The organism is Blautia sp. BIOML-A1, from assembly GCF_009883055.1.
Lineage (GTDB): Bacteria > Bacillota > Clostridia > Lachnospirales > Lachnospiraceae > Blautia_A.
Map to the genome: position 1 here is coordinate 50,135 of NZ_WWVR01000003.1, position 13,585 is coordinate 63,719.

Here is a 13,585-nt window from a genome sequence, read left to right on the forward strand (position 1 = left end):
CCAGCTCCTCTCTACCATGAGATCCAGAGATAATTATTGCATCCCATACTGGTGATGAAACCATCCTTCTTTAGTTTTTCCCGGATCACCTCTGTCTGTCCAAAAGGATATCCTTTTAAAATTCCAACCCTTCGATATTTCCTTTTTCCAATGGAAATACTGCAGATTCCTTCCCTGTTTACTGAAAAACGGTTTCGATTTTCAGATTCCAGAGTTTTCCGAATCGCCTGGATCCGCTCAAAGCCTTCATCTTCGTACCATATGGCAGCCTGTGCCATGCATCTTGCCTGCTTCTCCTGATTATCGAAATTTACCGTTTCCGATCCCTTCTCATGATTTTTCGGTAAATCCTCGGTCTTTTCAGCATCTGCATGTACTTTACGGGCATCTGCATTCTTTTGCTGTTTGTTGTCATCATCATTCTCATTCGTTTCCTCCTTGTCCTTTTTCATAATAAATTTTTCATAGAAAAACAATCCTGCTGCAACCGGAATGACCAGTGAAAGGGACTGTATGATCACTGCCAGAAATATCGGCCATAAAAATGGTGATACTAACAGACCAAAAATTCCAGTTATCACGCACAGCTTTTTATGTGCAGACAACCATTTGTTCATTTCCTCCATCATAAGCATTTCCTCCTATGATTTGCTCAGTCAAAATCCAGCTTTTCATCATCTGTTTCCATGTACCGGTCATCAATATCCTGACTACGCTCCCGGCTTCTTGCCGAAGTTCCTCTGGATCTTGTCCCTCCAGAATTTGATCTTCGTCTGTCATCCGATGCACCTGCCCTGGTATTGCTTCTGTACCTTCCAGCTTCACGTTCCCTGTCATAGTCACGGTCATCCACTTCTGCTTCTCTTCCACTTCTGGTGCTTCTGGAAGCTGAACGCTGGTTTTCTGCACGGTCAGAACGGTTTCGATTAGAAGATGCCCTCGTTTCTCTTTCCGGTTCTTCCCGCTCGTCATTTCCAGATTCTAAAGCTTTCTTACTTTCTGCAAAAGAAATTTCTTCAATCATAAGCCGCATGCCATAGACATTTTCACCAGCCCGATTCTTATAGTTGTCATTCTGCATACGGCCTTCTACCAGAATCTTGATCCCCTTAAACAGATATTTTTCCGCGAACTCTGCTTTTCTGCCAAAAGCCGTACAGCTGAAGAAATCTGCTTCCGGATCTCCTCTTCGTACAAATTTCCGGTCTACCGCCAATCGAAAGTTTGCAATGGCAAGTTCTCCATTCTCTGTCTGTGTGTAGCGTAAATCAGGCTCATTTACTACTCGTCCCATCATGATTGATTTGTTCATAATTGTCCTCCCATAACTTTATAAAGTTTTCCAGTTTCATTCCAGATGTTCCCGCATACATTTGACTAATGCTCCCATACCATTTTTTCGAATCTCGCGGGCAGCAGAGTCAGCCGTACATAAATTTTTCGCCATCTCCAGTGATTCTTCTCCCGGATGTGTTGCAAACAATACCGGTATCAGATAAAACAGAGATTTTTTGACCAGCATATCATATGCCATCTTAAAAGATTCAGGCGAAGTTTCTTTTCCATCTGGATTACATACAATCTGCCATACTCCTGGATATTCGATAATCCATTCAAGAAGGTGCACAACCTCCTTTTCCATCTTTTTTCGTTTCATAACGCCCTCCTTGTATTTTGAGTTTCCTTGTGTTTTTTATGATCCTCCTTTCCGTATTTGCTGATCTGTACTTGTTGTCTGCCATATTTTTGCAACAAAAAAAGGCCATTTAGAAATTTTCATTCTAAATGACCTTATTTATTACAAAGGCAGGAGGCTTTTGGCTCCTTAATGTTTTACTCCCGGTCAGACCCGGAACCAGCGTTTCTTATCTGTGTCTACAGATACAAATACAAATCTCACAATCATATTAACACAAGATATTGTTGGCGTCAATCGCACTTTTGCTATATTTTGTATCTTCCATATCACATTTCTCCCCCGTATATTAGTGTTTTTATGCAGATAGGTTATTTGCAGTGTGCCATATTAATATTTTCTGTTATATAGAACGTATTTTTTTCTGTTTGGTTGCACTTTTTTTCTATTTTTATAATTTTTTTTGTTACCATGCTTCCATTATCACTATAACATATTATCTAAACATTCTTCTCTCTTGGTCAACTATTAATATCGTAATCTACTTCTGCAAATAAAGCTACATGCAAAAAATGAAAAAAGGAGCTGCCATTCCATGTGTATTCATGAAAGGCAGCTCCTGCTTAAATCATTTTTGTTTAACTACTACTTTTACTTTTTTGCGGATCTTTCCAGATTTCACTGTTATATAGGCTGTTCCCTTTTTCTTTCCGGTGATCACACCCTTGGAATTTACCGTCACGATCTTCTTATTCGAAGAACTGTAGGTAACTTTCTCCTGGGAAGTGATCGGGCTGATGACCGGTTTCAGCGCAAGTTTTTTATTCCTTGCAACGGTCACTCTTGATTTCAGTCCGGTGATCTTTGTTGTTCTTACCGTTGTTTTCTGCACAGTAATGGAAATGACCTGTTTCTTGCCGCTGGCCAGTGTAATGGTCACTTTGGCTTTTCCGGCTTTCAAGCCTTTCATCGTTCCCTTTCTGTTTACAGAAACGATTTTCTTATTGCTGGAAGTCCAGCTTTTAACGGAATCACCCTTTGCAAGTCTGGAAACCTTTATTTTGGAAGTAGACTGTTTTACTTTCAGCTTAATGCGGGTAGCCGTTACCTTGATCGTAGGTGTCAGTTTTTTGCCGACGGTCCTCTTTTCCTTGCGGCCCTTGTTGCTGGTACGCATCTGTACAGCCGGTGAAAATACCGTGGCTGCAGAGATCGTTTTCCATGGTCCGAACACCTCCGGTACTTCTGTAGGTGTTGGTGTCGGAACGTTTTCTTTCCGCTGTATGGTAAGAAGATAGTCTGTTTTTCCGCTTCCGGCAGCTGTTACCGTGATCTTCACCTGTGCTTCGCCTGCATCTGTTTCCCAGTATACATTTACACGTTTCGTTTTTCCGTTTGCCACAACCGGCATGGATACTTTCTCAACACCTTTTACTTTCTGTACCGTTACCGTGGCATCCCCATCTGAAGGTTCCACATAAAGGCGGAGGAACTTTTCCTTATTTTCCTCTTTGTCTGCAAGATACGAAACGGTATAGCTGGTTTTGGTGCTGTCAAATACCGGTGATAATGTAAGATATTTTGAAGTATCTGTAAAAGTATTGCTGGTACTTACCACCAGGTTTGCCAGGGAGGAATTTCCAAGCCCGCTGGTAAGGTGGAAGATATAATCCCTGCTCTTTCCGTTCAGTGTTGTTTTAACCGTAACATCTGCCTGTCCGGATCTTACATCTGCCACATAAGTTCCATTGGAAGCTTTTCCGTTGACAGTCAGGGTACATCCGGCAGGTGCTTTAAATGTCAGGGTCACTTTTGTAGCATTTTCAGCAACCCTTAAGGTATGCTCTTTTTCCGAACGCTGGAATGCTTTTTCCCAGCTGACCCGGCCAGTATCTGCTTCTGCTGATACACTGTCAAGGTAAGCTCCATTTGTTTCCAGTGCCATCAGATAACAGGAGTCATTCTTATAATAAAGTGTCCCATCCCTGTCTACGCAGATCGGACTGATGCAGTACTCCTGCTGTGCGAGTACCGGACGGAAGAGTTCTTTCGGTTTTCCGGAAGTCTGGCCCGGCTCATCTGTCAGCATATAGATACCGCCAGGTTTTGCATTGTAGGTAAAATACAGATAAACACGTCCATCCGCTTTGCCATCTCCATTAAAGTCCTGGTTTTCATAAGCGGTCGAAAGAAGCGGTGCTGCCTGCGGATATCCCGGGATAGAAACTTTATATGCAAGGGAAAGACCGGAAGCAGATTCTGTCAGGACATCAAAATGGTGTCCCCCATCCGCATTGTACTGTCCGCCGTTTCCGCAGACACCTACATAGATTCTTCCTTTATAGACGACCGGTGTGGATGTTGCCGCACCGCCCAGGTTATAGCTTGCCACTGCACCGAAAGTACCATCTGCATTCATGGCAACCCGGTAGAGATAGCCGCCTTTGGTCGTAAAATAAACATATCCGTTGTTATAAACAATGGTGGATCGGATATCGCCGATCATGTCCGTGCGCTTGTCGATCAGCTGTCCGGTGTGCGTATTAACTGAATACAGGATAGAAGTATAGGCATCACCGGCCCCGTCATCAGAACCAAACACCAGATAATTTTCGGACGCATAAGCACCTGTCCAGTAAAAACCGCCCTTATGGTTATATTTCCAGGTACAGTATTTTATCTCATCACCTTTTGACGGGTCTTCATCTGTAACAGAAAGGCAGAAGTAAGAACCAGGGGTTGTATCCGAAGTCCAGGTTCCGGTATAAATATATCCATCCTTATAGGTGATCGGGGAAAGTGTCTGGCCTCCCAGGCTCTCACTGATCCAGAGGGATTTTAAAGAAGTGGCACTCAGTGCCTGGATCTGTCCGCCGCCGATCTGTGCAAAAAGCATTCCTTCCGCATAAGCAAGCGGGATCATGGCATACTGCATATTTCCGTGCATCTGTTCACTGGTCTGCACGATATCCCCGGTATTTTTATCTATTTTATAGATGAACTGTCCGGATGCCACGTAAAGATAGCCGCCCAGGATCAGTGGAGGGGTAAGTGCTGCATCCCATCCCTTTGCATCCAGATGCAGGGACCATTTCTGCACCGTTGTATCCTTGCTTGCCGGCGTGGAGGTATTGGTGATCCCGTTGTTTGTTTCACTGTTCCGGTAACTGCTCCAGTCATTATCCGTGATCTCTGGCTGCGTTGCCGTCTGCTGTTCCAGTTTTACCTGGATCTCTGTTTCCTCACCTACCGTAAACTTCTCTCTTCTGGAGATATATCCATGGCGTGACACATTCCAGGTATACTCATCCCCGTAATAAAGAGAATCATACACAGAAGCATCTTTGGAAGGTTCCACACGCTCCCCTTTAGAATCATATACACTGACCACTGCATCCGATGGATCTGTTACAAAAGCGATCGAGGACTTTGCTTTTTTATGTACGGTGATCGTATAGGTGCCTGTGGATGTATAAGTGATATCCTGATAAGCCGGATCCTGATAAGTCCCGTCTTCGTTCATCTGGAAAGTGATCCTGGTCTCAGAACCGTCAAGTGGGATCTCAATGGCATTGCTGCCGGATACTGCCTGTCCGTTTACGGTAAGACCATACCACTTGTCATTAAAGGCTTTTGCAGAAACTTTTACAGATTCTGTATTCTCACCCACTGTCACATCATAATCCCTGGTGATACCGGCACTGTCAAATTCTGAGATCAGGTTTTTGGCCATGTCCGTGTCCGAGGGAAGGTAACAGCCGATCATGGAAAGATCCAGCCTCCGGAGCACTACGATCTTGTAAGTCTGGCTGTCTGTGGCTGTACCGGCTGTTACTGTGTAAACAGCCCTTTTTCCATTATCTTTTGTAAAAACATTTGAAAAATTATAACGTTTTCCATCGGTATATCCGGTTGCAATGATCTCACTCTCAACCGTCTTTCCATCAAGATCGCAGGCAGATAACCGGATCGTTGATCCCTCCGGCGCATCGGCCCCCAGATCTGCCGTTACATAAAATCCGGTAGAATTATAACTGGATCCGATCTCAACGGTATAGGTTTTCCCGCCATAAGTTTCATCCAAATCTTCCCTGCGGCTGATCTCCAGAGGATCCTTAACGCCATAGCCGGAATACACACTGAGATCCTTGAGATATTCTTTCGTACTGTTCTCCCCGGCAAATGGAGCATCCTCAAAGGTAAGTTCTGCAGAATCTTCATCGTCAGAGCCGTCCATGACCAGTTCCTCCTGATCCTCGCCGTTAAATTCCCCCTTTGAGAATTCCGCATCTTCTGGTTGCTCTGTTTCCGGTTCTTCGGTGATCTCCACGTCACTGTCTCCCGGCTCTTCTGTGATCTCTGTCCCTTCCTGGACATCCGGCTGTGCTTCCGTCTCTGCTGCCCCGGAAGAAAAATCACTTTCCATGGATATGTCGGCTCCATAGACCGGAGCTGTCCCTGCCAGCATGCTCACCGACAGAAGGACTGCCAGCCATTTTCCTAGTCTTCCTTTCATCTGATGTTTACCTCCCTTTTTTTACTGCTGAAGCAGTGGATTCCTGCTTTTTATTTTTCTGAAACTGCGTCTCGCTCCTGTCCACAGGAGCAGGTACAAAACTCCTGCCAGTGCAAATAAGGATAGAATCCTGGTAAAGAGTTTCATGTGCGTCCAGGTGTCTGTTACTTTACTTCCTACCAGTTCCGGGATACTCTTTCCTTCGTTTTTGGAGGAAGCGGACACAATCCCGGATGTGGTCTCCCTGTCTTTGCTTTCAGTCAGTTCTTCTGTGGATGACTCTTCTGTTTTCTCTTTTGTTTTGTCTTTTACGGCATCCGCTTTTTTGCTGTTTTTCTTTTCACCTGATGTACCGGAACCGGAGCCTTTTTTCTTCGTACCGGCATAAGCCGTCAGTTTCTTTTCCTTGTTTTCGTCTGTGCTATCCAATCCGTTCTTTCCGGATGCCGTACCTTTTCCGCCAACCGTTTTCAGATTTGTAAGGGATCCTTCCCCATTATTGCCTTTGCCCGGGACTCCGGCTTCACTTTTATTTCCACCATATCCGGGTCTCTGGGCGATCGAACCGGAATTTCCATTGCCCCCATTTCCCGCTGTCCCGTTATTCTTCTTTCTGACATCAGGGATCCGGATCACCAGCGGACTGCTAACATTGCCCGCAAGGTCTTTCACCACGACCACCACATCTTTTTCACCTTCTGACAGGCCTGTAATGGTCAGGGTATCGCTTCCTTTCAGTACTTCTCTTCCCTCTTTTGAGGTATCCGGGATCTGTACTTTCGCGCCGGCCTCTATGACACGGTAATAGCATTGTCCCCTTTCACTGGTCTTATATACTACTGAGGCCTGGTCCACGGATATCCTGCTCGCACTGATCTTTTTCAGTTCCGGCGGTGTCTGGTCCGTGATCCCAAGTGTCAGGTAATAATCCCTCCGGGTGCCGTCCTGTGCGGTTACCTGCACCCGGACCATAGCTTCCTTTTCCTGGTCTCCGAAATGGATCTTCCAGTAAACATGCCCCTTTCCATCGTTGCTTTCTTTGATGGTCTCATCTTTTTCCACGGTAGAATGCTTCACTCCGCTCAGCGCATAGATCTTGAACGTGGCATGTTCTTCTTCCGCTGTCAGCCAGATGTTCAGGCTCTGGCGTTCCCCGTCATAAACCGCCTTGTATCTGTCACGGTCCTTGTTTAATGCGGGATCTAGTTTTAAGATTCCTTTTCCCCAGGTATCGGAGCTGGATATATATAATTCTTTCAGATCCGCATTGCTGCTTTTAACTTCCGGAGTGATGGTCGGTTCCGGTGTAATAGAAGGCTCCGGCGTAACGGAAGGCTCTGGAGCTGCCGTCGGTTCCGGCGCAGCGGTCGGTTCCGGAGTGGCAGTTGGCTCTGGTGCAGCAGTCGGTTCCGGCACAGCGGTTGGTTCCGGTATCTGGGTCGGCTCCGGTTCTGCAGTCGGCTCCGGTTCTGCAGTCGGCTCCGGAACGGCGGTAGGTTCTGCGGGTACCGATGGTTCTGCCAGCGTTTCCCCTTCCGAACTCTCTGTGCTGTCTGCTGCATAAACTTCCCTGACAAAGATCGCATCTGTTTCTGGTGCAGCCCCTCCTGCCAGAAGTCCTGCAGAAAGGGTTCCGATAATAAATTTGTTAATGATCGGTCTCTTTAAATTGTTTTTTTTCATTACCAGTCCCCCCATACTTCGCCATTATCCCCGACACCCAGATCTGCTCCGGAATACAGGGTAAAGCGAAGCCTTACTTCGTCACCGTCTGCCGGGAAATAGCCCGACATTCCAATGTTCATATATTCACCGTTTACAAAATACATCCAGCCGGAATTCATGGTAAAATCAAATTCTCCCAGCCAGTTGGCATCATGCCCGGACAGCTGGCAGTTTACTTCTGTCAGATGTGCCATCAGGTCATCCGGGATCGAAGCTCCGGAAGTGATGCCGCCGCGTCCGATAGCTTTCAGGTAAAAACCTCCTGTTGCACTTCCATCATTCCTCCAGTCAAACCCGCTGTTCTGCAGAAGCCTTAAGACCACGGAGGAAAGCTGTTCGCCCTGATAAAAGTCGATGGATGTCGCCGGCAGGATTGTCCCAAGTCCGACAGTCCCCGCCTCAATGCTGACCGTGATGGAGCCGGCAGGTTCTTCCTGGCTCTCATCCCCTTTATAGATGGTAAACGTTGGAAGCGTGGTACTCCATCCCTCATCATCCGTTGCCTTGATATCCACAGTGTTGCTGCCCTCATTCAGATCCAGACGGTAAGCCAGGATTCCCGGCGAAGGCTCCCCTTTTGAAGAAAGTCTTTCACCGTTTCCATTTACTTCCAGTGCCGTAGAGGATAAGCTGTTCCCGTACCAGTCTACCGCCTGTACATAAAATGTACGGTACGCGGCATTTACCGTTTCCCCGTCAGTCAGGTCTGTGGCGATCGTTGGATAATGGTCTTCCTCCGGTTCCTGTGTCGGTTCCGGCTCCGGAGATGGCGTCGGCGTTGCACTGAGCGGTACCTGCGCCCCATCCTGGTTCCGGTTATCGTCCTGGTCCGGTGTTTCTTTCCGGCTGTCATCATCCTGGTCACCATTTTTGTCATAATGGATGGTATTGTCTTTGGAGCTGTCATTATCCTCTCCTGTGGAGCCGTCTTCCGGATCGGTATCCCCTTTTTGGGTATCTTCCTTCTGGCTGTCCGGTTCCGGTGTCTGGGAAGCTTCCGGCTCTGATGTCGGCTCCGGGGTGACAGTCGCCTGTGCCTCTTCCTTTTTCTTTTCCGGTTCTTCCTCCGGTTCATCTTCCAGGATCTGTGCCTGTTCTTCAAAGGAAGATTCTTCACCCGTGGAAGCATCTTCCTGGCTTCCGGCATAAGCATATCCCTTTCCAAGATAGCCCTTTAAGGAGCTTTCACTGTTCACCCCCTGTACCGGATTTTCACTTTTCTCCGGTTCATAGTTTTTCATTCCCAGAAATAATACTCCAGCAAAAAGCAGGAGACAGACAATAGCTGTCAGAAAGGAAAGCCGGTTATTCTTTTTTCTCTTTTTCATGGTCATTTCCTCCTTAATACAGCCTTTCTATATATTTCATGATCCAGTTTCCATACCAGCTTCTGGCTTTTTTCAGTTCTTTTTTCATCTTCTGCACGCACAGAGCGGTATCCTTTCGTTCTTCTTTTGATACAGCATGGGGACTGAACGCAGCCTTTTCCCCGATAACGCTTGTTTTTCGGTAACACTTCATGGCATCTTCCGAATAAAGCTCAGGGCCATGATAATAAAGAAGCCGCGCATATCCGGCCATGGCGCGAACCGCCTGGCGGTCATCTTCACTTTCAAACAGTTTTCTCCGTCTTCTGTTTGCGTGGATGCGGAGCACACAGACCGTAAAGATAAATATCAGGCAGAAGAGGTCAAATACCGCAAGCAGGAGGATCAGAAGCTTTTCGATTCCGAACAGTGCCAGTTTTAAGCTCCAGTGTGTCTGGATGTTCTCCTGTGCAGGCGGTTCGTCCTGTGCTTCCGGGATGGCGGCTGCTTTGGCTCCTTTTGCCTCCAGGCCTGCCGTGAGGTCTGCTTCCTCCATGACATTATAGTATTCCGGTGTCATTTCTACCGGTACCCATCCAAGGCCGTCCATATAGATCTCGGTCCAGGCATGTCCATTCTTTCCCGGGACTTCTATCGTATCCCCCGGCTTTTTATCTTTGATATCTTCCGGTGTGATCAGATAGCCTTCCACATAACGGGACGGGATCCCGTAATAACGGAACATCAGTGCCGCTGCCGTGGCATAATGGACACTGTGGCCGATCCTGGTGTTTGTCAGGAAGTCCTCTGCAAAATCCCCCTGTCCGGTATACGGATCGGCTGCCGTGCTGTAAGTCAGGTTCTTTTCCAGATAGGAACGGATCCTGCTGATCGCTGTATAGTAATCGGTATGCCCCTGTTCCCGGTTTCCACCGTCCCCCAGTTCTTTGCGGAACAGGGTTTCCAGTGCACCGGACAGCTTCGTATCCTGGCTGTACACAAATGCGTTGTAATAACTCTCATCATCACGGTAGGAATCCCCTTCATCCCTGGCAAGTGCCTGATAGACCCTTGCCCCCAGCACCGTAAAATCTTTTACCAGGTTTCCATTTGCCTGATAGTGATAGTTTCTTGCTCCAAAGAGTCCTTTTGCTTTTAACATACTGTCAGCAAACGGTGTCTCTTTCCTGTATCCGACAGGCAGTTCTGTGATCTCATAAGGGGTATAGAGATAACGGCTGTCTGCCTTTTCATTTTTTATGTCCACTTCGGATACTTTGTCAGAAAGGGCATCATCATCTGCAAGTGCCCTTGCACGGCTTAGCTGGGTCTCCCCATAAAATCCATCCTGGTGGAGCCAGTAAAAGAGCGTCCTCTGTTTATAGGCATCCTCCGTATCCAGGCTTTCCCAGGAAGAACCGTCATACACGCTTCCCACAAATCCTCTCAGGTAGAGAGAATCCGGATTTTCCATGGTAACGGAAAGTGCCGTATCGTCTGAGGCACTCCAGGCACCGCATTCTTTCAGCTTTCCATCCGGAAGGGTATTGATCTTTCCTTTTTTGTACCGCAGGCTGCTGATCCCGTCCAGGGCCTCTTTTTTAGCTTCTGTGACAAGTGTCGAGGAACCATAGTCTTCGGACGGCATAAACTGTTCCAGAAGGATCCCGGCTGCCAGCATTACCGCACATGCCAGGATGCTTCCTGTCAAAAATGCCCGGCTGCTCTCTGCCCGGTGGCGTTTCCTTCCAGAACGGGAAAGGATAAGATTCAGTTCCAAAAGGATCCCCATGTAAAAAATAACTCCTGTGCCTGCATCCGGTTCCATACCAAGGATTCCCGAAAGGACAGGAAGTACCAGAGCCCAGGCAAGCACCAGTAGATAAAACTTCAATTTCAGGATAAGGAATCCGCAGACTGCCGCTGCCATTCCAAGATAAATAAGGAATACCATGCGGGCGGCATCCCCTCCCTGTATCCCGGCAGTCTCAAACCTTTTGAGGTAAATTCCTGCCCGGCTTCCCAGGATGTCTGCCATATCATTCCAGTATAATGCCATGCCGTCTAAGAGCTGTCCATGGAACAGGAAGATCCCTGCGATGGAAACCATTCCCAGTCCCAGCCGTCCATAAAGCCCATATTTTCCCATTCTTTCTGTTGCAGTACAGAACACTGCCATAAGAAGCACGCTTCCCAAAATCGGTGCCATGCGTTCCTGCTCAGTAAGGACACTCATAAAAAGCAGGAGCCCTCCGCCTGCACTAAGCCAGATCAGTGCAGTTTCCAGCAGGATACCGGACAGTTGTTTTCCATATGCTGTTTTTGACTGTCTTTTGGATTCTGTGATCCGTATTTCCATAATACCTGTTCTCCTCCACTGTCTCTGCCGCCTGTGCCGCATCCTACGATCGTCACTTCTCCCTTTGCTGCCAGGAGTTCTGCTTCTTTGTCCTGCGGGTCGCCGGTTATATATACATAGTTTGCAAAATTCTGTATTCCCGGGTCTTTCAGATATTCCCGTACTGTGACCGGCGTTTTTGCATCACTTCCATAACGCAGGAAGCGGTACAGGATGTTTTCGCGGTCCTCTTCTGTACGGATCTTCTCCAGCCGGAACTTCCCAGTGCTGTGGTCATAGACTCCGGCCTGGCAGGAGATCTTCTTTTCCATAAAGCTCTGAAGGACTGCTGAAAAGACTTCTGCCACCGTTTCCGCACGCTGCGGATCCCGGTCTGCCTGAAATGCTTCTGCCAGGATCAGTACCGTATCATCCACCGGGAAGCTTTTTTCCCGGATCATAATGTCATCCAGCTTTCCGGACAACTTCCAGTGGATCTGCCGGATACTGTCACCGGAACGATATTCCCGGATGTCATAAGTTTCTCCCGGATCATCCCCCGGGCGGCTTCCGGAATAGCGGAAACTTTCCATGTCGAATCCTTCCCTTGTAAAAAGGGAAAGCTCACCTTTTTGTCTTTCCGGCATTACAACGGTATAAGCGCATGTATCAGCCTTCCTTTTTAAAGAAAAGACACGAAAAAAATCCTGGCATTTCCAGTCAGAAAAACAAAATCTGATGCAGCCGCACCAGCTGCTTCCGGTCTCAAACCCGATGACCTGTTTTTCCTTTCCTCCCAGGGAAAAGGAAAGAGGGATCTCTCCTTTTTCACCGGTAAAAAGATTTTCCCATCTGAGCACTCCTGCTCCGCCAAATACCGGCCATGCAGACTGATTTTCCAAATACATTTTTCCATGGAAACACTCCATTCTCTCTGATGCCTTTGGGAGATGCAGTTTGATAACGGCTTTTTTTCCGGACAAAACCACACTCCCTGCAGAAAAGATCAAAATAAGAATGGTGAGCAAAAGAACCGCTGCAAAAAGCCATGTGCCTGTAATTACTGCTGCTCCTGCCATGCAGACCAGCCACAAGAGCCACAGGATCCTGTCCTTTATCATCCTTCCACCTTCGGTTCCGCCACGTCTGCCAGAATCTCAGAAAGGATCTCACGGGCAGATTTTTCCTGATACCTCGCCTTGGAATCCAGAATCATTCTGTGTGCCGCAACGTCCTTAAAGACATCCTGTACGTCCTTTGGAATAACATAATCCCTTTCTTTCATATAGGCGGCTGCCTTTGCCATCCTTACCAGTGCCAGGGTTCCACGCGGGCTTAATCCCAGCGTGATCAGCACATGTTTCCTTGTAGCTTCCGCAAGGTCTGCCACATAGTCGAGCACCTGGTCTGCTACATAGATCTCCTGTACCTCTTTCTGGAGTTCCAGCACCTCATCCCGGCTGACAACAGTTTTGGCATTTTCCAGTGGATTTTCCCTCTGTCTGTCCCTTAACAGTTCGACCAGGCTCTGGTGATCCGGATATCCCATGCTGACACTGATCATAAATCGGTCAAGCTGTGATTCCGGAAGGAGCTGTGTACCGGAAGAGCCCACCGGGTTTTCTGTGGCAATGACTACAAATGGGGATGGCACACAATGGGTTTCCCCGTCTACCGTCACCTTTCCTTCTTCCATTACTTCCAGAAGGGCAGACTGGGTCTTGCTGGAAGTACGGTTGATCTCATCTGCCAGCAAAAGGTTGCACATGACAGCCCCGGCACGATAGGAAAACTGTCCGCTCTGTTTGTCATACATGGTAAATCCGGTCACATCGGAAGGGACAACATCCGGGGTGAACTGGATACGGTTAAATTCCATCCCCATGAGACGGCTCAGTGCCAGTGCGGTCGTCGTCTTACCGACACCAGGAACATCTTCCAGAAGGACATGTCCCTTTGCGAGCACTGCCATGAGGATCTTATCTGTGATATCTTTTTTTCCTTTAATGATTTTCTCCAGCTGATTCTGAAGTTCTGTTATTTTCTGCGGCATTTTTTCCTCC

Annotated in this window: 9 protein-coding genes; all 9 read right to left on the minus strand. The window is 47.5% G+C overall.

Features of this window, described 5'->3' with window-relative positions; genetic code table 11:
* Positions 1–11 precede the first annotated feature (11 nt).
* On the minus strand, positions 12–629 hold the full coding sequence (locus GT674_RS02785) for a hypothetical protein (RefSeq protein WP_055066294.1): 618 nt from the start codon (positions 627–629) through the stop codon (positions 12–14).
* A gap of 23 nt (positions 630–652) precedes the next feature.
* Entirely contained in the window at positions 653–1,312 is a 660-nt protein-coding gene (ssb, locus tag GT674_RS02790; RefSeq protein ID WP_070100275.1) for a single-stranded DNA-binding protein, read from the minus strand.
* Positions 1,313–1,348: 36 nt separating this feature from the next.
* Positions 1,349–1,657: a hypothetical protein gene (locus tag GT674_RS02795; protein WP_015525087.1), complete on the minus strand. Its 309-nt coding sequence runs from the start codon at positions 1,655–1,657 to the stop codon at positions 1,349–1,351.
* Positions 1,658–2,264: 607 nt separating this feature from the next.
* Positions 2,265–6,152, minus strand: a complete 3,888-nt coding sequence (locus tag GT674_RS02800) for a cadherin-like beta sandwich domain-containing protein (RefSeq protein ID WP_055066295.1) — start codon at positions 6,150–6,152, stop codon at positions 2,265–2,267.
* A 21-nt stretch (positions 6,153–6,173) separates the two neighbouring features.
* Positions 6,174–7,835, minus strand: coding sequence for a hypothetical protein (locus GT674_RS02805; protein WP_055066296.1), 1,662 nt, complete (start codon positions 7,833–7,835; stop codon positions 6,174–6,176).
* Entirely contained in the window at positions 7,835–9,205 is a 1,371-nt protein-coding gene (locus tag GT674_RS02810) for a DUF4430 domain-containing protein (RefSeq protein ID WP_161284338.1), read from the minus strand. Before GT674_RS02810 ends, GT674_RS02805 begins: the two co-directional genes overlap by 1 nt.
* 13 nt (positions 9,206–9,218) lie before the next feature.
* On the minus strand, positions 9,219–11,543 hold the full coding sequence (locus tag GT674_RS02815) for a DUF3488 and transglutaminase-like domain-containing protein (RefSeq protein WP_055066298.1): 2,325 nt from the start codon (positions 11,541–11,543) through the stop codon (positions 9,219–9,221).
* The gene (locus GT674_RS02820; protein ID WP_055066299.1) at positions 11,456–12,643 is read right to left on the minus strand and encodes a DUF58 domain-containing protein; all 1,188 of its coding nucleotides are present in this window, start codon (positions 12,641–12,643) and stop codon (positions 11,456–11,458) included. The genes GT674_RS02815 and GT674_RS02820 overlap by 88 nt, the downstream gene beginning before the upstream one ends.
* Positions 12,640–13,575, minus strand: coding sequence for an AAA family ATPase (locus tag GT674_RS02825; RefSeq protein ID WP_055066300.1), 936 nt, complete (start codon positions 13,573–13,575; stop codon positions 12,640–12,642). Before GT674_RS02825 ends, GT674_RS02820 begins: the two co-directional genes overlap by 4 nt.
* Positions 13,576–13,585 lie beyond the last annotated feature (10 nt).